The organism is Methylobacterium sp. NEAU K, assembly GCF_030700285.1.
GTDB lineage: Bacteria > Pseudomonadota > Alphaproteobacteria > Rhizobiales > Beijerinckiaceae > Methylobacterium.
On the sequence record NZ_JAUYZJ010000035.1, the window covers coordinates 1 to 25,508 of the forward strand.

23 protein-coding genes and 1 pseudogene are annotated in these 25,508 nt (G+C 71.9%); 17 read left to right on the forward strand and 7 right to left on the reverse strand.

The features are described from left to right. Positions 1-196 (reverse strand): annotated as a pseudogene (locus Q8W67_RS22015) (porin family protein); the annotation flags it as partial. Between the two features lie 1,315 nt (positions 197-1,511). Between Q8W67_RS22015 and Q8W67_RS22020 the strand changes: the two are divergent. The 6 genes from Q8W67_RS22020 to Q8W67_RS22045 all read left to right on the forward strand — a co-directional run bounded on the left by Q8W67_RS22020 (position 1,512) and on the right by Q8W67_RS22045 (position 5,464). After that, entirely contained in the window at positions 1,512-2,123 is a 612-nt protein-coding gene (locus Q8W67_RS22020) for a PAS domain-containing protein (protein WP_305549912.1), read from the forward strand. Between the two features lie 467 nt (positions 2,124-2,590). After that, positions 2,591-2,968: a hypothetical protein gene (locus Q8W67_RS22025; protein ID WP_305549913.1), complete on the forward strand. Its 378-nt coding sequence runs from the start codon at positions 2,591-2,593 to the stop codon at positions 2,966-2,968. Between the two features lie 29 nt (positions 2,969-2,997). Continuing rightward, a complete protein-coding gene (locus Q8W67_RS22030; protein ID WP_305549914.1) occupies positions 2,998-3,642 on the forward strand; it encodes a hypothetical protein in 645 nt (214 codons plus the stop codon). 359 nt (positions 3,643-4,001) lie between these two features. Next, positions 4,002-4,469, forward strand: coding sequence for a MucR family transcriptional regulator (locus Q8W67_RS22035; protein ID WP_305549915.1), 468 nt, complete (start codon positions 4,002-4,004; stop codon positions 4,467-4,469). A gap of 420 nt (positions 4,470-4,889) precedes the next feature. Continuing rightward, positions 4,890-5,135: a hypothetical protein gene (locus Q8W67_RS22040; RefSeq protein WP_305549916.1), complete on the forward strand. Its 246-nt coding sequence runs from the start codon at positions 4,890-4,892 to the stop codon at positions 5,133-5,135. Between the two features lie 50 nt (positions 5,136-5,185). Beyond that, positions 5,186-5,464 (forward strand): adenylosuccinate synthase, encoded by a 279-nt coding sequence (locus tag Q8W67_RS22045; protein ID WP_305549917.1) that lies wholly within the window; start codon positions 5,186-5,188, stop codon positions 5,462-5,464. Positions 5,465-5,476: 12 nt separating this feature from the next. Here the strand turns inward: Q8W67_RS22045 and Q8W67_RS22050 are convergent, their stop codons facing one another. After that, positions 5,477-5,605, reverse strand: coding sequence for a hypothetical protein (locus tag Q8W67_RS22050; RefSeq protein ID WP_305549918.1), 129 nt, complete (start codon positions 5,603-5,605; stop codon positions 5,477-5,479). Between the two features lie 402 nt (positions 5,606-6,007). On the opposite strand from Q8W67_RS22050, the gene Q8W67_RS22055 reads away from it, so the two are divergent. Together Q8W67_RS22055 and Q8W67_RS22060 are read left to right on the forward strand one after the other, a co-directional pair. Continuing rightward, positions 6,008-6,412, forward strand: a complete 405-nt coding sequence (locus Q8W67_RS22055) for a helix-turn-helix domain-containing protein (protein ID WP_305549919.1) — start codon at positions 6,008-6,010, stop codon at positions 6,410-6,412. A gap of 98 nt (positions 6,413-6,510) precedes the next feature. Continuing rightward, entirely contained in the window at positions 6,511-7,485 is a 975-nt protein-coding gene (locus tag Q8W67_RS22060; protein ID WP_305549921.1) for a glycosyltransferase family 2 protein, read from the forward strand. Here the strand turns inward: Q8W67_RS22060 and Q8W67_RS22065 are convergent. From Q8W67_RS22065 to Q8W67_RS22075, 3 genes are read right to left on the reverse strand one after another with little or no spacing between them, the layout of a single operon-like run. Further along, on the reverse strand, positions 7,431-8,513 hold the full coding sequence (locus Q8W67_RS22065; protein ID WP_305549923.1) for an acyltransferase family protein: 1,083 nt from the start codon (positions 8,511-8,513) through the stop codon (positions 7,431-7,433). The genes Q8W67_RS22060 and Q8W67_RS22065 overlap by 55 nt on opposite strands. Further along, positions 8,510-9,616, reverse strand: a complete 1,107-nt coding sequence (locus Q8W67_RS22070; protein WP_305549925.1) for a GNAT family N-acetyltransferase — start codon at positions 9,614-9,616, stop codon at positions 8,510-8,512. The genes Q8W67_RS22065 and Q8W67_RS22070 overlap by 4 nt, the downstream gene beginning before the upstream one ends. 3 nt (positions 9,617-9,619) lie before the next feature. Continuing rightward, positions 9,620-10,414, reverse strand: a complete 795-nt coding sequence (locus Q8W67_RS22075; protein ID WP_305549926.1) for a glycosyltransferase family 2 protein — start codon at positions 10,412-10,414, stop codon at positions 9,620-9,622. A 413-nt stretch (positions 10,415-10,827) separates the two neighbouring features. Between Q8W67_RS22075 and Q8W67_RS22080 the strand changes: the two genes are divergently transcribed. From Q8W67_RS22080 to Q8W67_RS22105, 6 genes are all read left to right on the forward strand, one after another. Beyond that, positions 10,828-12,999, forward strand: coding sequence for a hypothetical protein (locus Q8W67_RS22080; RefSeq protein ID WP_305549927.1), 2,172 nt, complete (start codon positions 10,828-10,830; stop codon positions 12,997-12,999). Next, positions 12,996-14,105, forward strand: coding sequence for an acyltransferase (locus tag Q8W67_RS22085; RefSeq protein ID WP_305549928.1), 1,110 nt, complete (start codon positions 12,996-12,998; stop codon positions 14,103-14,105). Before Q8W67_RS22080 ends, Q8W67_RS22085 begins: the two co-directional genes overlap by 4 nt. Beyond that, positions 14,102-15,457 carry an O-antigen ligase gene (locus Q8W67_RS22090; RefSeq protein ID WP_305549929.1) on the forward strand — a complete coding sequence of 452 codons (1,356 nt, stop codon included), beginning with the start codon at positions 14,102-14,104 and terminating at the stop codon, positions 15,455-15,457. Before Q8W67_RS22085 ends, Q8W67_RS22090 begins: the two co-directional genes overlap by 4 nt. Continuing rightward, a complete protein-coding gene (locus Q8W67_RS22095) occupies positions 15,454-16,935 on the forward strand; it encodes an oligosaccharide flippase family protein (RefSeq protein WP_305549930.1) in 1,482 nt (493 codons plus the stop codon). Before Q8W67_RS22090 ends, Q8W67_RS22095 begins: the two co-directional genes overlap by 4 nt. Next, entirely contained in the window at positions 16,932-17,897 is a 966-nt protein-coding gene (locus Q8W67_RS22100; protein ID WP_305549931.1) for an NAD(P)-dependent oxidoreductase, read from the forward strand. Before Q8W67_RS22095 ends, Q8W67_RS22100 begins: the two co-directional genes overlap by 4 nt. Before the next feature lie 168 nt (positions 17,898-18,065). Next, positions 18,066-18,875, forward strand: a complete 810-nt coding sequence (locus Q8W67_RS22105; RefSeq protein ID WP_305549932.1) for a WecB/TagA/CpsF family glycosyltransferase — start codon at positions 18,066-18,068, stop codon at positions 18,873-18,875. Between the two features lie 49 nt (positions 18,876-18,924). Here Q8W67_RS22105 and Q8W67_RS22110 read toward each other — a convergent pair whose 3' ends face one another. Beyond that, a complete protein-coding gene (locus Q8W67_RS22110; protein ID WP_305549933.1) occupies positions 18,925-19,845 on the reverse strand; it encodes a DUF6492 family protein in 921 nt (306 codons plus the stop codon). Between the two features lie 17 nt (positions 19,846-19,862). Further along, positions 19,863-21,050: a Gfo/Idh/MocA family protein gene (locus tag Q8W67_RS22115; RefSeq protein ID WP_305549934.1), complete on the reverse strand. Its 1,188-nt coding sequence runs from the start codon at positions 21,048-21,050 to the stop codon at positions 19,863-19,865. Between the two features lie 158 nt (positions 21,051-21,208). Here Q8W67_RS22115 and Q8W67_RS22120 point away from each other — a divergent pair, with 158 nt between their 5' ends. The 3 genes from Q8W67_RS22120 (at position 21,209) to Q8W67_RS22130 (ending at position 25,482) form a co-directional block, all read left to right on the forward strand. Continuing rightward, positions 21,209-22,144: a glycosyltransferase gene (locus tag Q8W67_RS22120; protein ID WP_305549935.1), complete on the forward strand. Its 936-nt coding sequence runs from the start codon at positions 21,209-21,211 to the stop codon at positions 22,142-22,144. A gap of 106 nt (positions 22,145-22,250) precedes the next feature. Beyond that, positions 22,251-23,867, forward strand: coding sequence for a glycoside hydrolase family 44 protein (locus Q8W67_RS22125; RefSeq protein WP_305549936.1), 1,617 nt, complete (start codon positions 22,251-22,253; stop codon positions 23,865-23,867). Between the two features lie 562 nt (positions 23,868-24,429). Next, entirely contained in the window at positions 24,430-25,482 is a 1,053-nt protein-coding gene (locus Q8W67_RS22130) for a helix-turn-helix domain-containing protein (protein WP_305549937.1), read from the forward strand. Positions 25,483-25,508 lie beyond the last annotated feature (26 nt).

Below are 25,508 nucleotides of genomic sequence, written 5' to 3' on the forward strand. Positions count from 1 at the left end.
TCGAGCCGGTGTTGTTGTTGCTGCTGGCGTCGAACGCGTAGCCGGCGTTGATACCGAAATAGGCGCCGGTCCAGGTGAACACCGGGACGGGGGTGAACACCGGCGGCGGCGCGGCGCGGCGCGGCAGGTCGGCGGCCGAGGCGGCGCCGGTCAGGAGCGCCGTGGCGGCGGTGGCGAGCAGAAGCTTCTTGATCATAGGGTCCTCAGTCTCCCGTTGTGCGGGATGTGTGCCGGGGGACAGGACGTGAGGACGGACCGCCGCGATAGTGCATCGCTGCAACAGCAGCCCCCAACGCCCCGGCCCCCCCCGCCAGGAAGGTGCGTTGGAGCACATCGCGAGATCGCGCCAAATGGGCTTCACGAACTATTAAGACAAGACAGTCGCGCAATAAGAATTATGTCCCGGAATACGAGTTCTGGCTGAGCAATAACCTGTCCGCAGCATCATGGGGGGCGTCCCGAGCCGGTGCGGTTGCGCCGAGAGCCGGTGACCGGAGTGGGTCGGCCGCTGCTGTAGGGCGCCGAATCAGGGGTTGGCGCGAGCCGTCGACCCGATGGCGGTCGCCGGCCCCTTTGAGGAGGTCGTGTCCGTCCGTCGGGAGACGGTGCGGGAGATCGTGGGCTGTGACGGGATCGCCGGCCGTGGTCCTGCGGGAGGGCGATACCTGTCTCTATGCGGCGGAGAACGCGATCGAGCCGCTCAGGCGGGTCCGCCGGTTCCCGCTCTAGGCCTGCATCTCGGGTTGGACGATGTTCACCGACGAGACCGTCGCGGTGCCGGATATCGAATTCGATCCCCGGGTGCCGGTCGAGGCCTATCGCACCACGTCGATGCGCAGCCTCGTGATGGTTCCGATCGGGTCCCCGAACCGGTGGCTGCCCTCGGCGCATATTGGTGCGCCTCGGTCATCGCGGACGACGCGACCGTCGACCGGGTGGAGACGCTGGCCCAGCAGGCCGCGTCCGCTCTGGCGCGCGTCCACGCCCTGTCGGCTGCGCGTCCGGCTCCGGACATACATCAAGGTGCAGCCTCCCGGGGCGCCCCGGAAGCGCAGCCCCCGTACGCGGCGGGCTGACCGGGGCAGGCCCGGCAACCGTCCCGCGCACATCCGCATAAGCACGGTGGGCCGCTCCCGATCCCACGACCATCGGGAGCACCTCCCGCGGGACGAGGCGCCGTTCGATGCCGGCACATCGCCAGCGAAGCGTCGGCGCGCTTCTGGACTCGCGAGCGGCGCGGTCGGACCGTACGAGATCGATGAGGGCCGGCGCGTCCGGCCGGGTGCGGCCCCACGGAGCTTTTCCGTCTGTCCCGGATACCAAGAAGCCGGTGACCGGGCCGCCGAGGGGTCCGGCGATCTCGCTCAGGACATGGGCTCCGGGAGTCGTGCGGTCCGACCGCTCCGCGACGCAGAGACACACGGATTCGAGCCTGAAGTTTCTGACCGCCCGAAGGATGGAATGGTACACGTTTGTGCCAAATCATCCCGAAGTTACCGGGTAGGATAGGCATGATGGGACAGGGCTCGAAGACGCCGGTCGACGCGATCGACGGCTTTCGTGAACCGCTCAACCGACTCCGGGCCGCGCTTGAGGCATCATGCGTGGTCGGCACCTGGGATTGGGACATCGTCCGCGGCACCATGGTGTACGATGTCGGCGCGGCGCGGCTGCTGGCCGGCGACCCTGCGCTCGCCGAACGGGAGATCCGCGGCTTTGACATCATCGCCGCTGTGCATCCTGCCGACCATGCCTGGCTGACGGAACATGTCCACCGCGCCGTCAGGGCCGGCGGCCTGGTGCTCGCCGAGTATCGCGCCATCGCACAGGACGGCACGGTGCGCTGGCTACTCAGCCGCGGACGAACGTTTCAGGACACGGCCGGACATCCGGTCCGCTCGCGCGGCATCATCATCGACATCACCGAGACGCAACAGGGCGGCGAGCGCTATGTCGTCAGCGGCACGACGATGCCGGGGGCTCCCCTGGACCAGGCCGCCGACCTGGCCATCGCGCTGAAGCGGGTGCTCGGCGACGACACGCCGGCCGAGGTTCGCGCCGCGACAGACGTGCTGCTGATGAGTCTCGGGCGCGCGATCGCTCGATCGAGCGGCGATCGCTGAGCGGCGGCCACTTGCCCGAGGGTCGGCGACGGCGCACCGGACCCTCGGAAGCGGGGCTGTCGCTTTTTGCGTCGGCGCGCTCTTTTGTGCCGAACCGGCATCCACGTCGGCCAAGCGCGCTCCGGCAAACGGACCGCACCTGCACCCGGCGATTCCGGCCGGATCTTCGACCCCGCCCCTGGCGGCGGCATGCCCTGCGCCCGCATGCGGAGCGCCGCCGCTCCGCGACCGCCGCCCGGACAGCCCCGAGGGCGATCGCCGCGTGCCGTCCGTGGATCGCGCCCGTTGATCGAGGCACGTTCCAGGAAGAGGCCAATCATTCAATAAGTATTTTATGCAGCTATCGCGGAACCAAATGGCATCTGGGCTTTATTGATTTGCGGCTTGATTGCTGAAAAGCGCGATTAATGGAACGTATCACGCGCCGTCGGGATTGATGGGGTCTGGAATGATCGACGGAGCCCATCATGCGTACCCCCATTGCCGCCCTTCTCCTCGCGACGCTGCTCGGATCGAGCGCCGTGGCTCAGACCACCGTCACGGGTTCACCGGCCGCTCCTGACGCCAAGACGAGCCAGAAATCCGGTGGGCAGGAGAGCGTCACCCGGCCGAACACCGACAAGATGACGCCCAATGCCGGCGGCGCCCATGCCAACGTCCAGCTGGAGAAGGGCGCCAATAGCTTCACCGAGGGCGAGGCCCGCTCGCGGCTCGAAAAGGCCGGCTACACCGACGCGAAAAATCTCAAGAAGGACGGGGACGGCATCTGGCGCGGCACCGCCACGCATGGCGCCCAGCAGGTCAATGTCGGCCTCGACTTCAAGGGCAACGTGTCGGCGCAGTGATTTCCTGACCTTCACGAAGGAGAATTCTCATGGCTTATCAAACCATTACCGCCCTCTATGACCGCTACGAGGATGCCAGCGCCGCCGTCGGCAAGCTGGAGGCGGGTGGCATCCCGCACAGTGACATCAGCCTCGTCAGCAACAACGAAGGCGATCGCCACGCCGGCCGCATCGGGACCGATAGCGGTCACGTGAGCGCCGACACCAAGGAGAAGGCCAAGGATGGCACCGGCGCCGGCGCCACTCTCGGGACCGTGGTTGGGGGTGCTGCCGGCCTCCTGGCGGGGCTCGGCCTGCTCGCGATTCCGGGCGTCGGCCCGGTCGTGGCGGCGGGCTGGCTCGTCGCCACCCTGACGGGGGCCGGAATCGGCGCCGCCGCGGGTGGCTTGGCCGGAGCCCTGACCGGGGCGGGCGTCAGCGAGAAGGACGCGCATGCCTACGGCGAAGGGGTACGCCGTGGCGGAACGCTCGTCACGGTCCGCGTCGACGAGGCGCGGACCTCGATGGTGCCGATGGTGATGGACGTTCTCGAGCAGCACGGCTCGGTCGACCTCGACCAGAAAGCCAGCGCGTGGCGCGCGGAGGGCTGGAGCGGGCCGACCTCGGAGGTCGGGGGCGCCGGCACGATCGATGGCCGGAGCCGGGTCCGGACCTATCCTGCTTCGGACCTGTGATCGGCCACGGCGCGTGAACGAGCCGGCGCTTCGGCGCGCTGGACGGGAGCGTCGCTCGCCGAGGCGGTCGCCGGTTCGGTGAGAGAGACTGCGATGCGAGGCTCTGGCGGCCGGGACATGCGTCCCGGCCGTTTTGCGTCGGATGGCTCATGCCAACCCCGACGGCGCAAGCTGCTTCACCCGAAACAGGCCGGCGGACGTTCGCGGGCCCCGGGGGGCCGTCAGCGACCGTTCCTATGCCGCCTCACTTGAAGCCGTCTACAAGATGTCGGGAATGTCTTTGAGGACCGTGTTCTGCGGTTGAATTATCGATCTGACAGAAACAACAGAAAGGCGTTCCGCAATCAGAAAGACTCGCTATGAATAGGACATCCTCCAAGAAATTTTTCAACTTTACCGAAACTTCTGCCGAGATCATCGCCGCCTACGTCTCGAACAATCCGGTTCCGGCCTCCGAGCTGCCGGCCCTGATCGCGCGCGTGCACGGCGCGATCGCAGGCCTCGCCTCCGGCGCGCCCATTCTCGAGACCGGGGCGGCCCCGCGCGCCGCCGTCGAGAAGCCGGGCCCGGCCCAGATCCGCAAATCGGTCCAGCACGACGGCCTCGTCAGCTTCATCGACGGCAAGACCTACAAGACGCTGAAGCGGCACCTGACCAGCCACGGCCTCGATCCGCGCAGCTACCGCGAGCGCTACGGCCTGCCCGCCGACTACCCGATGGTCGCCCCGAGCTACGCCGAGCGGCGCTCCGCCCTCGCCAAGGCGATCGGCCTGGGCCAGCCCGGCGCCATGGCCGAGCGCGAGCGCAAGGGTCGCAAGGCTGCCTGAGTGGCGTCGCCCCGGTTCGGACCGCCGCAGAGCTGGAATCCAGTTCGGCGGCGGGAAGCAGCCCCGAGGTCGGCGCGCACGATGGAGCATCCGGCTCCCGGTCCGACGATCTTCCCCAAGCCGCGTCCTGTCTCGGCGCGCTCGTTTGCGCCGAACCGGTATTCCCTTCGGCCGAGATCGCTCGACCGGCCCAGCGCAGCGGACGATGCCGGCCTCGCCTCTGCGGAGGGCGACGCGCATGTCCGGGCTCGCCGACCTTCGAGAGACGACGCGCCACAGCCGGCTCGCGCGGATACGCGTGCATCGCCGTCCGGACCCGTATAGAACATAAAGCGAACAAAGCGCGCGGCCAGGGTGAGTGCGGCCGACCGGATGCCGCGGATCCGGATTGCGGTGCTGTCGCTCGATCGGGGAAGGCGAATGCCGACGAAGCTTTACCGCTTCCACTGCACGGACGGGCGCGAACTGGTGACCGACCTCAGGGGCAAGCGCCTGCCGACGGCGGCGCAGATGCGGGTCCATGCCGAGCGCGTCGCGCTCGGGCTGATGGAGCGGGTCGAGCGGTTCGACTGGTCCCGGTGGCACGTCGAGGTCTACGACGCCAAGGGGCGGCGAGTCTGGATCAGGGCGTTCACGGACGTGGACGTGGACGTGCAGGCCGCGTGAGACGCGCAGGTGCGGAGCGGGATGGTCCGCGGACCGGAGGGAGAGACACGATGGCGTTCAAGCCGAAATCCGCCGCGGAGACGAAGGCGAAGGATCTGGGTCTCGCACTCGCCCGGATCGCCGAGGGCGAAGGCATGCCGGCCCATATCGGCGTCGACCGGCTGCGACAGGCCAGCCCGCGCCTGACGCCGCTGGCGATCGGCCAGATGGTCCGCAAGGAGCGCACGACCGTCGAGGCGACCCTCGCAGAGCGCGGTCTGGCGCTCGTCGACTATGCCGATCAGGGTCCGGGCCGCGGGATGGAATTCGTCATCGACGCGGCGGGATGATCCGTCCCGCTGTCAGGCCGCCGCCGGCCGGCCCCGCAACAGACGACCGGCGAGGCGGAACGGAAGCAGCGGCAGCTTGAGGAGCGCCGTGACCATCAGGACTGCGATGACGGTGAGGATCGCCAGGATGGAGTTGATCAAGCGGTGCGCGCTCCCATGAGAGGGCTGCCCTCGCGGGCTGAAGACGCAGGAGGCGCCCGGAACGCGGCGAGACTATGGACGCGTCGTCCCGATTCGGAACATCCGCGCGTGTCGATCCGGGCCGGGTCCGGTGCGATCCCCGGATCGCGACATCGCGACCTCCGGGGGCCTGGACGGCGGCAGGCCGCACCCGGACCGCTGCGGCCCGCCTGGGCGCCGCAGGATATCGGCAGCCGGGCAGGGGATCAGGATGTCGGCACGGGATCGCGTCCCTGATCCAGGCATGCGATCCGCACAAGCGAGGGCTGCACAACGGCAAGAAACTCAATCGCGCACGATCCAGTTAGGCTGGCTGTTGATCCCGCCTGTCCGCGGCCGCAGGACCCGAAAGACGATCCCGACATGACGACCGTGACCAAGCCGAAGCTGGCCACCGAGGCCGATCGCGCGATCGGGAGCCGCATCGCGGCCCTTCGTACCGCGCAGGGCCTGAGCCAGACCGCCCTCGGTCACGCCATCGGAGTCAGTTTCCAGCAGGTGCAGAAATACGAGAAAGGCCGCAATCGCGTCGGCGCCAGCCGTCTGCAGCTGATCGCCGATCAGCTCAAGGTGCCGGTCGAGACGTTCTTCACCGAGAAGCGACCCGCGGATACGGGCTCGGAGACTGTCCAGGCCCTCTTCGACGATCCGGAGACCATGGAACTCGTGGCGGCGTTCCGGGCAATCCAGGACCGGACCATGCGCAGCGGCGTCCTGTCGATCGTGAAGGCCGCCGCCCTGATCCAGCGCGACCGCGCCGAAGCCTGACCGTCCTGCAGGGCGCCCCGATGCCGGGACCGGGCTAACGCGACGGTCAGTATTCGCGCGCTACGCTCCCAACCGGATAGGCGCCTTCAGAGGTGATCGTGGCGCGGTTGAGCATCGTGATCTGCACCTACGAGCGGCCTCTGCTGCTCGCTGCCGCGCTGCGCTCCATCCTGTCGCAGGATGGGCTCGACGCGGCCGGGCTCGAGATCGTCGTCGTGGACAACAGCGATTCCGGCTCGGCTCGCGCCGTTGTCGAGGGCTGGGCCGCCAACGCGTCGATTCCCATCGCCTACGTGCCGGCGCACCCGGCCAACATCTCGGTGGCGCGCAACGCCGGCTGCCGGGCGGCCCGGGGGGAGGCGGTGGCCTTCCTGGACGACGACCAGGAATTGGCGCCGGGCTGGCTCGCGGCGGTACGCGACGGCCTCGCGCGACTGCCCCACGACGTGTTCTTCGGGCCGATCGCGCCGCGCTACGAGGATCCGGGCGCGGTGACACCGCCCGCCCAGGCGCTCTTCACCCGCGCCGGGGACCTGCCCACCGGCCACGATCTCGTGGCGTTCGATCGTCCCTCCGGGCAACCCTTCGTCCTGTCGACGGCCAACAGCGTGTTTCGCCGCGCGACGGCGCTCCCCGGTGCCGATCCGTTCGATCCGCATTTCGGTCTCTGTGGCGGCGAGGACCTGCACCTGCTCTGCCGCCTGCAACGGGCGGGGCGGCGCTTCGGCTGGCTGCCCAAGGCCGGGGCGAGCGACTTCGTGCCCCGCCATCGCTGCGGCGCCCCCTACCTCGTGCGGCGGCATTTCGCGGGCGGGCAGGCCTACGCGGCGGCGCTGATCCGTACCAGCCCCAAGCCGGCCCGGGACGGCGCGGCGCTGACCCTCAAGGCGGCGCTGCAGGTGCTGCTGCTGCCGGTTCTGGCGCTCGGCTGCCTGCGCCGCCCGGCCCCGGGGCGCAGCCTCGCCATCCGGGCGGCCGGCATCGTCGGCAAGTTGTTCTGGCGCCGGTTGTATCCGCTCTACCGTGCGGAGGACCGCGCCCGCCAGGTCGCCAGGGCCGGCGCGCGGCCCTGAAGTCCAGAGGGCGTTGGGCGGCGCCTGAACCGGGCGAACCCGAGGGCGGCGTCCCAGCCCAGGCGCCCGGCGAGCCGGTACAAAGCCAGCGGCATCAGCACACCGGCGAGGCACCCCACCACGAGGTGTGGGCCGAGCCCGGTGATCCCGAGGCGCAGCGCCACCGTCCGGGCGCCGGCGAGGGCGATCACATGCGCGAGGTATATCGGCATGGAGCGGGCCCCGAGGGCGGCGAGGCCGCGGGCGAGGGCGGATTGCGCGAACCGGGCGTGCAGGGCCGCCAGCGCGACGGTGAACCCGATGACGGCGGCCGCGGCGGTCAGCAGCCCCGGTAGTCCTTCCGGGGCGAGTCTCAGCGCGAGAATCTCGGCGCCCGCGAACAACGCCACGCCCGCGGCACCGGCGCCGCGGCCGAACCGCCGGCAGGCGAGCGTCCGGGCGGCGTAGCCCAGCGCCAGGTAGGGCAGGTCATGGAGCGCCGTCCCGACCACCGGGATCGACAGGCCGGCCGCCACCACGGCAAGGCTCAGGACGAGCAGCCCGATCATCGCCGTGCGCCCGGCTGCCGGCGCTCGCAGCGCGGCGGCCAGCGCCACCTGGATGAGGAACAGCGCCCAGAGGAACCAATAGATGTCGTTCGCCACGAACGGGTAGAGCAGGATGTCCCGCAGCGGCAGGTCGCCCCGGTTCGCCGCGCCCCCCGCCAGCACCCGGAAAGCCGCGGAGATGTAGGACCAGACGAGGAGCGGGACGATCAGCTGCTCGGCCCGGTCGCGCGCGTAGCCCGTCAGGGTCCGCCCCCGCAGCGAGCGGTCCAGGACCAGCCCCGCCAGGAAGAAGAACAGCGGCATGTGGAACAGGTAGATGGCCCGATCGACCGCCGCGTAGACGGCCGGATCGATCGCCAGCCCGGCGTTGGCGCAGCCCCGCCAGACATGGCCGAAGACGACGAGCAGGATGCCCGCGCCCTTGGCGACGTCGATCCAGGCGATGCGGCCCGGCGGGTCCGGGGTTGCGCGCGCCGTCACGCCCGCCGCCGGCGCCGCACCGCCTCCAGGGACGCGAAGGCGAGGCGCGCCCGCATGGTCGGCGAGACCTGATAGCCGCCCGCGAACACCACCTGCTGCGGCCGCCAGCGCATCTTCGACACGTCGGTGCCGGTGGAGAGGTTGACCACCGTGAAGCCGTGCTCGATCGCCCAGCGGATCGACTCGGCCACCGCGGTGGTCATCACGCTGTAGCGGCTCCAGTCCGGGTCGTAGCCGGAATAGTACAGGTAGAGTTCCTGGCCGAGCACGATCCCGATGCGGGTCGCCACCACGGCGCCGCCGATCGTCAGCTGGAACACCCGCAGGTCGCCGGCCTGCGCCAGCGCCCGGCCGTAATCCAGCAGGAACCGGCGCGTCTCGGGCTTGGCGAAGACGTCGAGGTGGTCGACCGTGCCGGTGACCTGCGCCCGCCCGCGGTGCAGTTCCAGGAACCGGCGCAGGGCGGCCTCGACGTCCTCCGGCGCGGCGACGGCGCGGAATTCGAAGGCGTGCCCGTCGCGCGCCAGCGAATTGTAGCACTTGCGCAGGCTCTCCTTGATGTTGCGCGGCAGCGCGGCCCGGAAGGCGTCCCAGGTCGGCGGCAGCGGCAGGTAATGGTCGGTCAGCTCGGCGTAACGGTCGAGGGGCAGCGCCGCGTGCGCCCATTCCGCGGCGGGCTCGGCCTTGCGCAGGCCGCGCCACTGCACCCAATCCCACTCGGACGCGCAGGCCTTGAGATGCGCGTCGAGGGCCGCCACCACCGCCTCCGCATCCTCGGGGCGGCAGACCGGTCCGCGCAGCTCGGTCATGTAGGCGTCGGCGCCGAAGAACTGCAGCTCCCGCGCCCGGATCGGCCCGACCGAGGGGCGGCTCGTGAGCATCATCGGCGCGACCGCGACGAGGCGGTCGCCGTCGCGCACCGCCAGCACCCGCATCCGGTCCCGGGCGCCGAGCCCCGACCGGGCGAAGTGGCGCCACCACGTCGCGCACCACAGCGGCGACGAGAACGGCGTGCGCGGCGACAGGCCGGCATCGAGCGCGGCCCATTCGGGTGCGATCTGCGCGAGCCCCGCCGCGTCGGTGATGGTCTCGACGACGTACATGGGTCAGATCCTCGCGGTCCTGGCGAACAGCTTGAGCAGGGCGAATTCGATGAGGCCGTGCCGGGCGCGGTAGGCCCGGTGCATGGCGGCGTAGCTCTGGTCGATCACCGGCGCCCGCTCGGGCCGGTGCATCAGCGACGGGCCGATCCGGTAGTGCAGGGCGGGCCGGTCGATGAAGCGCACGCCGAAGCGGCGGATCGCCCGCGCGTAGAAGTCGACATCCTCCATCAGCGGCAACTGCGCGTCGAAGCCGCCGAGCGCCGGAAGGCAGGCGCGGCGCAGGACGGCCGCGCCGCAGACCAGAAGGGTCGGGCGGAACACCAGGGCCGCCGAGAAGCCCAGGCGGCCGAAGCGGCGGCAGCGCAGAGCCCGGCGGTGGGCAGCGGCGAAATAGGCCCGCTCGGCCGCCACCGCCGCCGCATCCCGCCCGAAGGGCTCGATGCGGCCGAAGACGACGCTGGTCTCGGGATGATCGGCAAACACCGCCTTGACCGCCCGGTAATGGTCCTCGGGGACGATGTCGTCGTCGTCGAGGAAGTGGATCAACGCACCCGTGGCGGAACGGAGGCCGAAGTTGCGGACGGCGGCCGGGCGCCCGCCGGAGGGCTGCGGGTTGACTCGGTAGCTGACCCGCGGGTCAGCTACGGCCTCAACCACCGCGCGGGCGCTGCCCGCTCCGTCATCGTCGACGACGATCACCTCGACCGTTACGCCCTCCTGGCGCAGGACGCTGGCCAAAGCCTCGGCCAGCTCGGCCGGGCGGCGGCAGGTGGGGATCACCACGGAGATATCCGGCATCAGGGCCTGCTCGATCGCGGCGCGGGCCTCGGCCGGCCCGCGGCAACGGGCCGTGCGATGTGGCGGCCCTTGCATGTCCGGCACCTAACGCGCGCCCACCTGTTGGCGAAACTGCCAATCGAGTTTTCGGCACATGAACTATTATTTGCAGTAAATCTTAAGCATGTCCGTGCGTTTCCGGTCGCGAGCACTGCCGGGTTCATCAGTCGTCAGTGCCGGACAGGCATCACTCAGGCTCGTTTCAGGACATTTCGCCGGCCCGTGCGGGGGCTGAACCCGCCGATCCGGTCGGATCGTCCCGCATCGGAGCAATCGGTGTTGGATCGGACCTTGCCTCGTTCGCCGCGCCGCGCGGATCCGGGTTCCGGTCCGGGACCGCTCCGGCGCGTGTCAATGATGGGGGCGGGCGGCTGATGCGCTTCACCGATCGCGACGGCTTGGCGGCCGGGCGGATGTCGGATCTGGATGAGTGGGACGCGTTCCGCCTCGAGGCGCGGGAGGCGCTCGCCTCGGTGCGGCGTCACGCGGTCGCGATCGGCTGGGCCGTGCTCGCCTGCCTCGCGCTCGCCGTCGCGGTCGTCGCCCTGCGCCCCGCCGCCTATCTCGGGACCGCCCAGGTCCTGCTCGACCCGCGCGGCCTGAACGTCCTGAACAACGAGATCGTGCCGAGCCCGCCCTCGGCCGACGTCAACGATGCGATCATCGAGACGCAGACCCGGTTCCTGACCTCGGACGCCGTGCTGCGCCAGGTCGTCGTCGACCTCGGCCTGCGCGACGACCCCGAATACGCCGCCCATCCCGGCCCGCTCACGCGGCTGCGCGCGCTCGTGGGGCTTCGGTCCGAGGCGGCCCCGCCGGCCGATCCCGTCGCCGTCGCGGCGACGATCCTCGGCCGGCAGACGACCTTCCAGCGGCAGGGCAAGAGCTTCGTTGTCGATCTCTCGGTCCGGGCCGGCGAGCCGGGCAAGGCGGCCCGGATCGCCACGGCCATCGGCCAGACCTTCGTGGCCGACCTGGAGCGGCGCCGACGGGAGATCGTCGCCCGGGCGCGCGAGGCCATGGCGGGAACCCTGAAGGACCAGGGCGCGCGCGTCGTCGCCGCGGAGGACGCGGTGGAGCGCTACAAGCGCTCGATCAGCGTGGTCGATTCCGACGGGCGCGCCCTCAACACCGCCCGACTGGCCGAGCTGAACTCGCAGCTGCTCGCCGCGCGCGCCGCGACCCGGACCCTCGCGGCGCGGGTCGCCCAGCTCGAGGCGCGCCGCGTCCCGGGCGCCGCACCCGGAACCGCTCCGGGGGCGGACGTCCTCGAATCGCCGGTGCTGAGCCAGCTCAAGATCAACTTCGCCGACATCACCCGCCAGCAGGAGAACCTGCGCGCCACCCTGGGTCCGCGCCACCCGGCTGTGGCCGAGGCGGAGGCGCAGGTGCGCAGCCTCAAGGCCGCCATCACCCGGGAGACCGCGCGCCTGGAGGCCACGGCGCGGAGCGACTATGCCGGCGCTCAGGCCCGGGAGCACGCCCTGGAGCGCCAGGTCGCCAAGACGGAGGCCGAGACCGCCCGCACCAACGGTGCCCTGGTGCCGCTGCGCCAGCTTGAGCGCGAGGCCGCGGCCCAGCGCACGGTCTACGAGAAGTCGCTGAGCCGCGAGCGCGAACTCCTGGAACAGGAGGGCGTCGGGACCACCAACGCCTCCGTGGTCAGCGCCGCGAAGCCGAACCTCGACGCCGTCGGGCTGAAGCCCGGCCTGCTCCTCGCCGCCGCCGGACTGCTCGGCCTCCTGGTCGGTGCGGCCGGTGCCGTGCTGTTCGACCGGCGCGGCGGACGTCTGCACTCGGCCGCACGGCTGACGGCCCGGACTGGCCTGCCGGTCATCGGCGTGCTGCCGCTGGACAAGCCGCGGCCCGGCGCGCGTCCCGCCATCGTCTCGCTGCTGGATGCGGGCGGGTCCGCGGCGTCGCGCGTGCTCCACCGCGTTGCCGACGCCCTCGACGAGGCCGCGGATGGCAGCGCGGCCCGCCTCCTGGTCCTCGCCACCTCGGACGGGGCCGCCTCGACCGTCGTCGCCGCGAACCTCGTCCTGGCGCAGGCGAGCCGGGGCCATCGGGCGCTCCTCGTCGACGGGGACGCGCCCTCCGGCCGGCTGAGCTGGCTGGTGCCGCGCGATCACCGCGCCCCCGTGGCCTCCCGCACGGTCGAGGGCTTCCCGGCCTTCGGCGTCGCCGCCGCCGGCGAGCGCATGAGCGCCGACCCGATCGGAGAGCAGGCACGGGGCTACGAGCGCGTCGTCATCGATGGCGGCGCCGGGCTCGACGAGGTCCGCCTGCGCCGGCTCGCCGGAGCGGCGACCGCGATCCTGCTCGTGGCCGAAAGCGGCGTCGCCACCGCCGAGCGGATCGCCGATCTGCGCGCGGCGCTGATGTCGAACGCCGACAAGCTGGCGGGCGCGCTCCTGGCCGTGCCCGGCACCGATGCCGCCAAGGCCCGCGCGGCCAAGGTGGACCTTTCCAAAGGCGCCCCGGCGCCGGCGCGGCCCCCGGCCCCCCGGTTCCACTTCGGCGTAGAACCGGGGCGCGTGGCATGAGCGCACCCGAAGGCAGCGGGACCAGCGATCAGGGCGGCACCCTCGTGTCCGTGCAGTACCTGCGCGGCGCGGCGGCGCTGATCGTGATGGTGTTCCACATCTTCAGCAACCGGATCGCTGCACCCTGGGGGGGCGCGCACGGCGTGGCGCTCGGGATGTGGGGCGTCGACATCTTCTTCGTGCTTTCGGGCTTCATCATGTGGCGCACGGCGCGCGGGAGCGCCTCCGCGTCGCGGTTCCTCCTGCGCCGGGCGGTGCGGATCTTTCCGCTCTACTGGATCGTGCTCACGCTCTGGATCGCCGCGCGTTTCATCGTGCCGGACGGCCTCGGCAATGCCGACGTGACCCCGCGCACGGTCGCGCTGTCCTTCCTGCTGGTCCCGCATGTCCACGCCGTCTACGGGGCGATCTGGCCGATCCTGACCGCCGGCTGGACGCTTCAGCTCGAACTGTTCTTCTACGCCGCCTTCGCGCTGGTCCTGTACGCCGCGCCGCCTCCCTGGCGGCTCCGGGTGCTCCTGGCAGTGCTCTGCGGGCTGGCGGCCTTGGGCCTCGCGACGACACCGGAGGCCGCGGCGGCGCGCACCTATACGAGCCCGCTGCTCCTCGAATTCGCGGCCGGGCTGCTGCTCGGCGCCGGGGTCGAGCGGCTCGCCGCCCTGCGGCCGGCTGTAGCGTTTGCGCTGGTCGCGGCCGGGATCGGCGCCGCGCTGCTGCTGTGCCGGCTCGGCACCATCGAGACCTTGCGCCCCCTCGTCCTCGGCGTTCCGGCGGTCGCCGTCGTCGCCGGCATGCTCGGGCGAGAGGCGCGGTTCCGCCTTGCGCCGAACCGGTTCTGGCTTGGGCTCGGCGACGCCTCCTACGCGCTCTACCTCACGCATCCCCTGTCGATCGCCGTGGCCGCTCTGCTGTGGCACCGGCTCGGCCTGCCGGAGACGGGCCCGGCTGCCCTGGTGTTCGTGCCGGCGGCCGCACTCCTCGCCATCGCGGGCGGGCTCTTCTGCCACCGCCTCGTCGAGGCGCCGCTCCTGCGCCTGATCCCGCGCCGTCGCCCCGCCGCGCGCGCCCGGCCGGTCCCGGCCGCCCGCCCGGCGGTCGTGCTATGAGCGCCGGCCTGCGCCTCGCCGACATCGCGGCAGGGCCCGCCCGCAGGAGCCTGCCCCGGCCGGTGCGCGGCCTGCCGGTCGCGCTCGCCATCGCGTTCCTGGCCTATGTCTTCATCGGCACCACGCCGATGGCGGATGCCAGCGCCGTCGTGTCCGGATCCGGCAGCGGGACGGAGCGTCTGGCGGTGTTCGCGCTCGCGGGCGTCGCCGGCCTGATCCTGGCCGCGCGCGCCCGCTCGGCGCTCCGCCTCGCCGTGGCCGCCTGGCCGGTCTGGCTCGTGCTCGGCTGGTTCTGTGCCAGCGTGGCCTGGGCCGGCTTCCCCGACGTCTCCCTGCGCCGGGTCGTGGTGATGGTGCTGGTGACGGTGATCGCGCTGGCCATCGCGGTCGGCATCGGGCCGCTGCGGCGCGCCCACACCGTTCTCGTGGGGATGCTGGCGGTCGTGATCGCGGCCGATCTCGCCGCGACCGTGCTGCGGCCGGATTTCGCGTTCACCGATATCGGCGTGCGCGGCTTCCACGCGCAGAAGAACGTCGCCGGGCTCGTCGGGATGGTCGCGGTGATCGCCGGGACCGGCTGGGCACTGGGTGACCCCCGGCCCCGGCGGCTGGCGGCGGGGTTCGCCTTCGTCGCCCTGGCGTCCGGCTTCCTGGTGATCACCCAGAGCAAGACCTCGCTGATGCTCGCGGTCCTGGGCGGCCTGATGCTGCCGGGGCTGCTCGTCCTGCGCCGCCTCGGGCCGGCGGCGGCCGCGGCCCTCGCCCTCCTGACCCTCGGTGGAGTGACCGTCGTGGCCCTCGGGGCGGAGGCCTTCGACACCAGTCTCGCGGCGCTCCTCACCCCCGGCAGCGACACGAGCTTCACCGGCCGGACCGAGATCTGGGATTTCGCCCGCGCCGAGATCGCCCGAAGGCCCTGGACCGGTTTCGGCTTCGGTTCGTTCTGGGACGTCGGCGACGCGAACGACCCGCTGCTGCGCGCGCCGCCGGGCACGTGGCTGGCCACACTGAAGCTCGGGTCCGGCGCCACCATGGTGATCAACGAGGCGCATAACGGCTACCTCGACCTGCAATTGCAGGGCGGGTTGCCGGCCCTCGGGCTCGTGCTGCTCGCCCAAGCGCTCACCGCCTGGGCGTTGACGCGCCAGCTGTTCGGGCGCGCCAGCGGCCCGCGCGACGTGGCGGCAGCGGCCACCTTCCTCACACTCGTGCTCGTCGTTCTGGTCCACAACATGACCGAATCGAGCCTGTGGATGCGGGGCCAGATCCTGGCGAACCTGACGATCCTGATCAGCTTCCTCGCCTTCCGGGCGCCGGAGCCCGCTGGAAACCGAATCGAGGGCAGGCCATGAGTTTGGGCCGGATCGGGGGTTGGGTCGGGGCCGGGCTCGCCGAGGCGGCGGGCCGGCTCGTCATCCTTTCGGGGACGACCGCGTATCTTGCGCATGCGCTGACCCCTGGGGATTTCGGCGCCTCTGCCCTGTGCCTCAGCGTGGTGACGATCTTCGCGATGTTCGTCGGCACGCCCTACGAGGAGGCGCTCACCCAGGCCCGCGTGGTGCGCCGCGCGGATCTGGCCGCCGTGCTGGCGCTCGCCCTGGTCGCCGCGCTTGCCCTCGCGCTGGCCTGCGTGCCGGTGGGCGCGCTGATGGACTGGTGGTACGGCCGCTTCGACCTCGTGCTGATGCTGCCCGCGACCGGGCTCCTGCTGTTCGCACAGGGCCCGCTCAGCGTCGCCACCGCGGTCGCCCGCCGCCGCAAGGCGTTCTACGCGATCAACGTCTCGAATCTCGTCGGCCACGGAGCCGGTGCGGCGGCCGCCATCGCGCTGGGCCATGCCGGCGGGGGCGTCTGGGCGCTCATCGCCCTGCGTGTGGTGCTGGTGCTGATGACCACCGTGAGTCTGTTCGTCCAGCTCCGGCTGGCCGTGGCGCCGCGCTGGTCCTGGAGGCGCCTTGCCGCCCTGAACCGCTTCGCCGGTGTCATCCTGGCGACGCGGCTCGTCGAGAACGCGACCTACCTGGTCTACAACCTCCTCGTCGGCGGCCTGTTCGGGCTCACGGTGCTCGGCTATCTCAACGTCGCGATGCGGCTCGTCGAGCCGGTGCGCGGGGCGATCGTAGCGATCACGCACAACATCTGCTTCCCCCATTTCCTCAAGGCCTCCGGTCTCCGGACCGACCTCGGCGGCACGGCCGCGCGGATCTCGGCCGAGACCACCGCGCTGATCGCTCCGACCTTCATGGGGCTGGCGGCGGTGGGCCCGATCCTCGTGCCCCTGATGGCGGGCACGGGCTGGGAGGACGCCGTGCCGATCGCCGCCGCGCTCGCGGCCGGCGGCATGCTGGCGCTACCCTCGCAGGTGGTTCAGACCGCGCTCTCGGCGGGTGGGCGACCGCAGCACGTGCTGCTCTCCAACGTGATCGGCCTTGCGGCGCTGATCCTCGTTCTGCTGGCGGCGGCCGGCACCGACCACGTCGCGGTCGGCCTCGCCCGGCTCGCCGGCGACGGCGCCCAGACCCTGGTGACCCTCGTGGTCGGCGGCCGGCTGATCGGGCTGCGGCCGGGCCCGCTCCTGCGCGGGCTCGTCCGGATCTGGCTCGCCGCAGGCGTGATGGCGGCCGCGGTGGTCGTCCTGGGCGCGCAGCTTTTGGCGGACCAGCCCCGCGCGCTCGCGCTGGTCACGGCGATCTCCGCCGGGATCGTCCTGTACGGGCCGCTCCTCTTCCTGTGCGCGCGCCCGAGCGCCTCGGCGCTGCTGCGCCTCGCAGGACCGCTGCTGGGTGCGCGGATCGGGGCACGCCTCGCGGCCGCGGGGGCGGTGCGGTGAGCGGGCCGGTCCTGGTCACGGGCGCGGGCGGCTTCATCGGCCGGGCCGTTGTCGCCCGCCTCACGCGCGCCGGGATCCCGGTCCGGGCGGGCCTGCGCCGCCCGGCGCCCCTGGCGATCGCCGGCGTGGCCTCCACGCGGTGCGATCTCTCCGCGCCGGCCGAGATCGAGGCCGCCTGCGCGGGCGCCGCTATGATCGTCCACGCCGCCGGTCGCGAGACCGCCACCATGGTGGCACAGCTGCGCGCCCTGCTCGACGCCGCCGGCCGCGCCGGCGTGGAGCGGTTCGTCCTGTTCAGCTCCATCGCCGTGTACGGCACCCGTACGGGCCATGTCCGGGAGGACGACCCGCCCGGCGATCTCGACACCTACGGCGCCGCCAAGCGCACCTGCGAGGCGCTGCTGCAGGCCTGGATCGCGGCGGGTGTCGGCCGCAGGGCGGTGATCCTGCGGCCCGGGATCGTCTACGGGCCCGGAAGCGATCTCTGGATCGCGCGCCCCGCTGCCGCCCTGCGGGCGGGCGTGCTGGGCGATCTGGGCCGCGGCGGCGAGGGGATCGCCGCCCTGATCCACCTGGATGACGTGGCCGAGGCGACCCGCGCGGCGGTCGTGGCCCTCCAGGGTCCCGGTCCCGCCGCGACCGCGCTCAACCTCGTCGGACCGGAGTCACCCACCTGGAACGCCTATTTCGCCGCCCTCTCCCTGAAGGTCGGCCTCGGGCTGCCACGGAGGATCGGGCGGATCCGGCTCGCGGTGCTGCGGGCCCTGGCCGTGCCGGCCAAGCTCCTCGGTCGCCTCGGGCTGCCGGCTCCCACTGCCCTGCGGCTGGTGCCTGCCGCCGGGGAGATCCGCCTGTTCGCCCGCGCAGCGCAGTACGATACCCGCCGGGCCGTCGCGGTGCTCGGCGTCCGCCCGGCGATCGGCCTCGACCGGGGCCTCGATGCGCTGGGCGAGGTTCGATAGGGCGGCCCGATGTTTCACGGGAAACATTCACCTGGCCCGGTCCGTGACCGCCCCTGGCCCGCCCCCTGCGATGGCGCGTCTGCGGCGGCTGCCTATGCCGCCGATCGTCCCAGACCGGCACGCAATCCCCGCCGCGTGTCACGCTCCGGCACAGAAGGGTTTCGAGCGATGTCGTTGACGGTGAACCCGGCCCCCTGGAACCTCGTGGCCGGAGAAGCGGCGGGGTGCGGCGCCACCGGACGGATCCCGTTCCTCGATCTGCACTTCGATCGCCTGACCCAGCCCGAGGCCGTCGCGGCTCTCCTGGCCGCGGGCGCGAGCGAGTCGTTCCGCTATCTGGTCACGCCCAACGTCGACCATATGCTGCGCGTCGCAGCCGATCCGGCGGTGGCGCAGATCTACCGGGAGGCCTGGCTCTGCCTGAACGACAGCCGGATCCTCAACCTGCTCGCAGCGACGATCGGCATCGATCTGCCGGCGACCCCGGGCTCGGATCTCGTCGCCGCGCTGCTGGCGCATCCGGATCTCGACCGGTCCGCGCCGATCCTGATCGTCGGCGGCGGCGCGGGATTGGCCGAGGCGGTGGCCGGGCGGTGCGGGCTGACCCGCGTCGCGCAGGTTCGCCCGCCCATGGGCCTGCGCCAGAACCCCGCGGCACTCGCCGAGACGGTGGCGGCCATCGAGGCCGCGGAAGCCCGCTTCGTGTTCCTCGCGGTGGGCTCGCCCCAGCAGGAGATGATCGCGGCCGCGCTCGCTCGTGGCGGCCGAGCCCGGGGCGCCGGCCTGTGCATCGGCGCCGGCCTGGAATTCTTGGTCGGTGCCCGCCGCCGTGCGCCCGCCCCCCTGCGCGCAGCCGGCCTCGAATGGCTGTTCCGCCTCGCCTGCGAGCCGGGCCGCCTCGGCCGCCGTTACCTGGTCGATGGTCCGCGCATCCTCCGGGTGTTTTGGGATTATGCGCGCGCATCGCGAGACGGCTGACGGGCCCGCTCAAATGTGCGACTTGACCGTGTCCGAAGGCTCCTCCTCCTCAGGCCGGTGCCGTCTCGAGCTCCGCCGCCCGGCCGATCGCCTCGGCGACGATCCTGCGGCGGTCTTCGGGCGAGAGCGCGATCGTCGACTGGATCCCGAGCCCGTAGCGGCCGGCGCGCAGGGGCGGCAGGGCGCCATCGGCGTCCTCCGACCAGACCGTCTCGCACAGGCTCTCGGCGGTGCCGAAATGGCCCGCCGCCCCGAGACCCAGCACCTGGTCGCAATAGACACCGTAGAGGATGTATTCCGAGAAATCGCGGGTGCCGGCCAGCGCCTCGGCCGGGTCGCGCCCGGTGACCGACGCGATCCGCTCCATCAGGCCGCGCACGGTGGCGCGCCGCCAAGTCACGAACTGATCGATGTAGTCGGCCGCATGGTACTCGGAATCGGGCAGCCCCAGCAGCGCCGACGCGGCCCGGTGCCAAGGGGCGTGCATGGCGTCGCGCGCCGCGCCGGGGAAGCGGGCGAGGCGCACGCGCCCATCCCGTGCCAGCGCCTCCACGGGCAGCGGCCGGATGAAGGCACAGTCGCTGTCGAGGTGGAGCACCGTGCCGGTCGTGACGCCGGCCGCCGCATTGAGCTTCATGATCTGCTGGGCGATCCAGCCGCGCACCGGCCGGCCGCGCAGCGACACGTAGACGTTCCGCCGCGGGAGCCGCAGGCGGCGGCGCCAGTCGGGTCCCGGCAGCGGCAGCTTGTGCAGCCACGCGGGCAGCAGTTCCTCCTGCGCGACGAGGCTGCGGCTCCGGGAGGCCAGCGGCCGGAACAGGGCCATGTCGGCGGCCGGCACCGCCAGCAGGTGCCCGGCCCCGTCGGGCGCGAAGCGGTCGGCCGTCTCGCACAGGAGCCGGCAGCATTCGAGATCGCCCGCATACGACAAGGTCAGCAGGGTCAGGCCCGGCGGGTTCTCGGCGGTCATCGGGGCGTCCTCTCGCATCACTCGGCCCAGTCCATGGCGCGCATCGGCACGACCCCCGAAGCGACCGCCGCAGGCCGCGGGAAGCGTTCGGGATGCTGAAGCATCTCGGTCACTTCCGTGACGTGCACCGCGAGGTCGGCGCCGAGGCGGCAGGGCCTATCCGCCGCGATGGCCTCGGCGAACTCGCGCACCCCGCGCAGGAAATCCATGGTCGGGCGGCCGCGCCCGCCCCGGAACGGGACCGGGCGGGCGCGTTTCACGATTCGCCCGCGCCGGCGCGGGAAGCGGCGCTCGATCAGCCGCTCGAGCCGGGTCGTGGCGGTGCGCTTCAGGCGTACCGGGGCGGCGAAGTCCCAGGGCTCCTCCACCTCCAGCACGCCTGCGTCGCCGATCACCCGCAGGCGATGGTCGTAGGGCCCGACGATCGAGTTCGTCAGCCGGGCCAGGATGCCGCCGTCGAATTCCAGGCAGCCGCACGAGAAGTCCGGGGCCGGGTGGATCGGGCGGTCGCAACCCTTCTCAGGCACCAGCAGGGCGGCATGCGCGCTCACCCGGCGCACCGGCCCGAACATCGCCACCAGCAGGGTGATCACGTAGCCCGCGTGCTCGAAGGTGCAGCCGGTCTCGAACTCGTTCTCGGCGGGCCAGCGCCGCCCGCTCCGGCTGATCCAGCGGCGGTAATCGGCGCGGTGGATCATGCCGTCGTCGAGTTCGGCGTAGACGAGGCGGACCCGGCCCACCGCCCCCGCCCGCACCGCCCGCCACAGGGTCTGGGCCTGCTCGCCGAGCAGGTTGCTGGGCGCCGCGGCGAGGCGCACCCCCCGGGCGGCGGCCGTATCGCAGAGGCGGACCGCCTCGGCCGCACTCATGCCGAGGGGCTTCTCCGAATAGACGTGCTTGCCGGCTGCGATCGCCGCGCCCGTCACCGCGGCATGACTCTCCGGATCGGTGAGATTCACCACGACGCCGACGCGCGGATCGGCCAGCAGTGCGTCCAGCGACGGGTAGGGGGAATCGCCCCAGCACCGCGCGAAAGCCGCGAGCCGCCCGGGATCCCGGTCGTAGACGCCGACCAGCGCCAGCGCTCCGGCATGGTGCCGGAGGCAGTACCGGTACATGTCGGCGACATAGCCGCAGCCGACGAAGGCGATCCCCAGGCCTGCCCCGTGCACCGCCCGGGGAGCCGAGTATTTACCAAGTCCCAAGAAAGTCGTGAACGACGATTCCAGGGATGAATAAGTGAGTGGCCCTGCCATAGACGGTGTACGAGATATCACTTCAGCCGAGAAACAGACTATCCCGGCGAAGTTAGCTCTTGATGAAAGCCGGCGCGCATCATGCCGCCTCGTCCGAGGAGTGAGGGATGCGCGTAAGCGTCGTCATACCGACCCTGAATCGCCCCGCTGCGCTGAGCCGCGCGCTCGCCAGCGTCCGAGGACAGCGGCTTCCCGCCGGCACGCGGGCCGAGATCCTGGTGGTCGACAATTCTCCCGACGGAAACGCCGAGGCGCTGGTGACGAGGTTCGGCGCGGAAGCCGGAGGGGCGTTGCCCGTGCGCTACCTCGCGGTACCGCAGCCCGGCGTGGCCAGCGCCCGCAACGCCGGCATCGCGGCGGCCACGGGTGACTGGATCGCCTTCATCGACGATGACGAGGAAGCCGCACACGGCTGGCTCGCCGCTCTGATCGCGGTCGCCCGACAGGGGGGAGCGGACGCGGTGTTCGGGCCGGTCCACGCGCAGGCCGAGGGCGGGGCCGAGATCGGTGCCTTCGCGGCCTACTTCTCGCGCCGCGTCTGCGCCGCCGACGGCGCGGACGTGACCGACCGGGCCGCCTATCTCGGGACCAACAACTCGATGTTCTCGGCCGCCGCCTGCGCGTCGGTGGCGGGGCCGTTCGAGGAGCGCCTGAACAGCATCGGCGGCGAGGACAGCCTGTTCCTGCGCCGCCTCGTGCTGAGCGGGCACCGCTTCGCCTGGGCCGCAGAGGCGCGGATCACCGAATGGGTCCCGCCGCGGCGCCTGACCTGGACCTACGTGCGCCGGCGCCGCTTCCTCAGCGGCCAGATCCGCACCTTCGTGCACGAGATGGCGGCCCCCCGCCGCCGCCTCGCCGTGGTCCGATGGATGGTGGTCGGCGCCGTGCAGGTGGTCTCGTCGGGTGCCCTGGCGCTGGCGCTCCGCCCGTTCCACGAAGCCGCCTCGCGCCGGCACCTCGTCACCGCCTGGGGCGGACTCGGCAAGGTGTTCTGGATGGCGCGCTTCCGCGGCTCGCTCTACGGGACCGGGCTCGTCTCATGACGGGAGCCGGACCCGATCGCCTCGCACGCGGACCCGGCACTTCCACACCGAGGCCGTACGCGCGCTTGCGCCGAATCGAGAGCTGCTTCGGCGGCGCGCGCTGCGGATGCTGAACCGCCGCACTGTGCTCGGCGCCGCCGGCGCGGCGCTATGGGCGCAGGCCCGGGCTGACGACGCGGCCGTGACCGTGCGGGTACGCAATGGCGCGGCCGGCGCACCCGTCAGCCCGCTGATCTACGGTTCGAACGAGATCGGCACCGCCGACGGCGGATCGCCCTCCGCCGCGCTCGACCGCGCGGCCGGCGTTACCGCACGCCGGTTCGGCGGCAACTTCGCCACGACCTACAATTGGACCACGAACGCTTGCAACGCCGGGAAGGATTACGCGCAGGCCAACGGCGACTTCCTCGCCGACCTGCTGGACCTGCCCGAGACTGAGCGGAGGGAGCCAGGGGCGGTGATCGCCCGGATGCACCAGAATTCCCTCGCCATGGGGGCTGTCAGCCTCGTCACCCTGCCGCTCGCGGGCTTCGTCGCGGGCGACCGCGCCGGGCCGGTCCGGCCCGACGAGCGGGCTCCCTCGCGGCGCTTCGTGCCGGTGCGCTGGGACGGCGCCGCGCAAGCCGGCGCTCCGGTCGATCCGCGGGTCGCCGACATCCCGCATCTCCTTGCCCGTCTCGTCGCGCGCTTCGGCCCGGCCTCGGGGGCGACCGGCATCCGCGGCTACATCCTCGACAACGAGCCGGACCTGTGGGCGGAACAGCACCCGCGCATCGTGCGCGCGCCGGTGCGGATCGCCGACCTGCTGGCGCGCGCGCTGGCGGCGGCGCGGGCGATCAAGCGGATCGACCCGGAGGCCTGGGTGATCGGCCCGGCGAGCTGGGGCGCGACCGGGATGGCAAGCCTGCAGAGCGCGCCCGACTGGCCGGCCTATGCCCGGCACGGCAGCTTCCTGGCCGCCTATCTCGACGCGTTCCGGCAGGCCTCCGAGCGCGACGGGCGACGGCTCCTCGATGGCCTCGACGTGCATTGGTACCCGTTCAGCGACCGGGGCGCCCTCTTCCGCACCGAGGATCCGGCCCTGTCCGGGCCGCTCCTCGACGCGCCGCGCTCCCTGAGCGAGCCTGGATTCCGGGAGGCGAGCTGGGTCTCCCGCGCGCTCCCGGTCTCCGACACGGCCGGGTTGGCGCTGCCGCTGTTGCCGAGCCTGGAGCGGCTCGTCCACGCGATCGCGCCCGGCACGCGCATCGCCGTGACGGAATACAATTACGGCGGCGCCGGCCAGCTCGCCTCGGGTCTCGCCCTCGCGGACGCGCTCTGCCGCTTCGCCCGCCCCGACATGCTGGCCGCCACGCACTGGGGCAGCCTGGATGGCTGGCTCGGCGAGGCCTTCCGCCTCCACCGCAACTTCGACGGTCACGGCGGCAGCCTGCCGGACACCGTGCTGCCGGCCGAAATCTCCCGCCCCGACCACGTCTCGGCCCGCGCCGCGGACGCACCGGGACGCCTGCACGTCGTGCTGATCAACCGCTCCGAGACGCTACAGCCGGTGGACCTCGTCCTCGAGCGCGCGGTCCCGGCCGGACGGATCGCGACTTACGGATTCGACGCCGCGCACCCGGTGGTCTGCGCCCTCGGGCCGGAGGAGCCGGCCGGCAGCGAATCGGTCCGGATCGTCCTCCCGCCGCGCTCGGCCCGGCACTGCGTGATGCGGGCTGCCTGAGAGGCCGGACGGCCCGGCCCGCGGCGGATCCGGCCTGTTTCCGAAGACGTCGTGCTCCGGTCCAGGCAGCCTGCAGCGGGCCGGTCCGCGGTTGCAATGCCGGAGGCGCAGGTTGCGCGATTCCGCCCGTGTCGGCCCGGGATCTTCGGAGGTGGGCGCCGAGAATCGTCGGGCGACCCGGGCGGAATGCTCGAGAGCAGATCACGATCGATCGAGGGAAAAAGGAACGCGGAGCGACCATGGCCGCCCAGAAGCCCCTCCACAGGGACCACGCGAAGCGGAACGCGTAGCCGACTAAGCCAAGGTCGTCTTCCGGTTGTGCTGGATCCGGCAGGATCGCCTGATGAGCCTGTCGGACCACGCGCGCCGACCGACCGCGACGGATGGGGGCATCGATGGCGCGGCGCTGGAACGGATCGTCCCATCGCTGACACGGAATAGGTGACCGGACGCAACGCCGTGGCTATGTTTCGGGCAGGCGTAGATTCGAGGCCTCGCAATATTTGCGATACACCGCGCTCGTCGTCGCGTCTGGAAGCAAAGCAAGGACTAGCTTAAGTCGATGTCTTCCAGTGAACGAGGGGCCGATGTCTCAGCGCTGGCCGCCGGGGGCGATGTCTCAGGAAACGGGATCGCCTGCCTTCGCTTCGAGCCGCCCGGCGATCCGGACGCGCTGGGCCCGGCCTGGCGGGATCACATCGCGCCCGTCTTCGCGGTCAGCTTCCGGCCCGAGACCGACCTCACCATCCCGATCGCGATGCGGAGCTACCACCTCGGCGAGTTGATCGTCGGCGACGTGATCGCGCCGGCACACATCCTGGAGCGGTCGGAGGCGATGATCCGCCAGCAGGGCCTCGACCACATCCTGCTCCAGTTCTATCGGCAGGGGCGGAGCGTCGTCGAGACGGACCACCTCACGGGTCTCGTCACCGAAGTCCAATGCATCGTATTCGACTTGGCGCAGCCCGTCCGCATCGTCGCCGACGCCGTCGACGCGACGAACGTGCTGATTCCCCGCATCCTGCTGGAGAAGCAGGGCTGCCGCCCGGATGCCCTGCACGGCCGCGCCTTGGACCACGACGGCGACCCGTTCGGACGCCTCGTGCACAACTTCGTCGCCAACGTCGTCGCGTGCGGAGACCTCCTGGACCAGCGTGAGGCCCTGTCGGCCGCGTCGGCGATCACGCAGCTCTGCGCGAGCTGGCTGCGCGGGCAGGCGGACGGACGCCCCTCCCAGCACCAGGATGTCCGGATCCGGATCCGCCGGTTCATCGAGGCGGAACTCGGCAACCCGAAGCTCACGCCCGCGCTGATCGCCGCGCGGCTCGGCCTGTCGCGCTCGACCCTCTACCGGGTGTTCGCCCCGAACGGCATCGGCGCCTATATCCGCGACCGCCGCCTGATGTCCGCGATGCGCATGCTCATCCGGGACGAGGTGCGGAGGGCGCGCGTCTCTCGGATCGCCTACGCGGTCGGCTTCTCGGACGAGCGGACCTTCCGGCGTGCCTTCAAGCGCCGGTTCGGCTTCATGCCCAGCGACGCCTCCGTTCATATCAGCTCGAACCGGGACCGCGAGTCCAGGTCGGTCCTGCAGAACTGGATCGAGAGCCTCTGACCCGCCGTCCGCGGCCGCCCCGGCCA

Bases quoted from the DNA above. Each gene is read 5' to 3' on its own strand.
- Q8W67_RS22020 (WP_305549912.1), top strand. From the start codon at position 1,512: ATGATGGGACAGGGCTCGAAGACGCCGGTCGACGCGATCGACGGCTTT.
- Q8W67_RS22025 (WP_305549913.1), top strand. From the start codon at position 2,591: ATGCGTACCCCCATTGCCGCCCTTCTCCTCGCGACGCTGCTCGGATCG.
- Q8W67_RS22030 (WP_305549914.1), top strand. From the start codon at position 2,998: ATGGCTTATCAAACCATTACCGCCCTCTATGACCGCTACGAGGATGCC.
- Q8W67_RS22035 (WP_305549915.1), top strand. From the start codon at position 4,002: ATGAATAGGACATCCTCCAAGAAATTTTTCAACTTTACCGAAACTTCT.
- Q8W67_RS22040 (WP_305549916.1), top strand. From the start codon at position 4,890: ATGCCGACGAAGCTTTACCGCTTCCACTGCACGGACGGGCGCGAACTG.
- Q8W67_RS22045 (WP_305549917.1), top strand. From the start codon at position 5,186: ATGGCGTTCAAGCCGAAATCCGCCGCGGAGACGAAGGCGAAGGATCTG.
- Q8W67_RS22055 (WP_305549919.1), top strand. From the start codon at position 6,008: ATGACGACCGTGACCAAGCCGAAGCTGGCCACCGAGGCCGATCGCGCG.
- Q8W67_RS22070 (WP_305549925.1), bottom strand. From the start codon at position 9,616: ATGTACGTCGTCGAGACCATCACCGACGCGGCGGGGCTCGCGCAGATC.
- Q8W67_RS22075 (WP_305549926.1), bottom strand. From the start codon at position 10,414: ATGCCGGATATCTCCGTGGTGATCCCCACCTGCCGCCGCCCGGCCGAG.
- Q8W67_RS22080 (WP_305549927.1), top strand. From the start codon at position 10,828: ATGCGCTTCACCGATCGCGACGGCTTGGCGGCCGGGCGGATGTCGGAT.
- Q8W67_RS22085 (WP_305549928.1), top strand. From the start codon at position 12,996: ATGAGCGCACCCGAAGGCAGCGGGACCAGCGATCAGGGCGGCACCCTC.
- Q8W67_RS22090 (WP_305549929.1), top strand. From the start codon at position 14,102: ATGAGCGCCGGCCTGCGCCTCGCCGACATCGCGGCAGGGCCCGCCCGC.
- Q8W67_RS22095 (WP_305549930.1), top strand. From the start codon at position 15,454: ATGAGTTTGGGCCGGATCGGGGGTTGGGTCGGGGCCGGGCTCGCCGAG.
- Q8W67_RS22105 (WP_305549932.1), top strand. From the start codon at position 18,066: ATGTCGTTGACGGTGAACCCGGCCCCCTGGAACCTCGTGGCCGGAGAA.
- Q8W67_RS22110 (WP_305549933.1), bottom strand. From the start codon at position 19,845: ATGACCGCCGAGAACCCGCCGGGCCTGACCCTGCTGACCTTGTCGTAT.
- Q8W67_RS22120 (WP_305549935.1), top strand. From the start codon at position 21,209: ATGCGCGTAAGCGTCGTCATACCGACCCTGAATCGCCCCGCTGCGCTG.
- Q8W67_RS22125 (WP_305549936.1), top strand. From the start codon at position 22,251: ATGCTGAACCGCCGCACTGTGCTCGGCGCCGCCGGCGCGGCGCTATGG.
- Q8W67_RS22130 (WP_305549937.1), top strand. From the start codon at position 24,430: ATGTCTTCCAGTGAACGAGGGGCCGATGTCTCAGCGCTGGCCGCCGGG.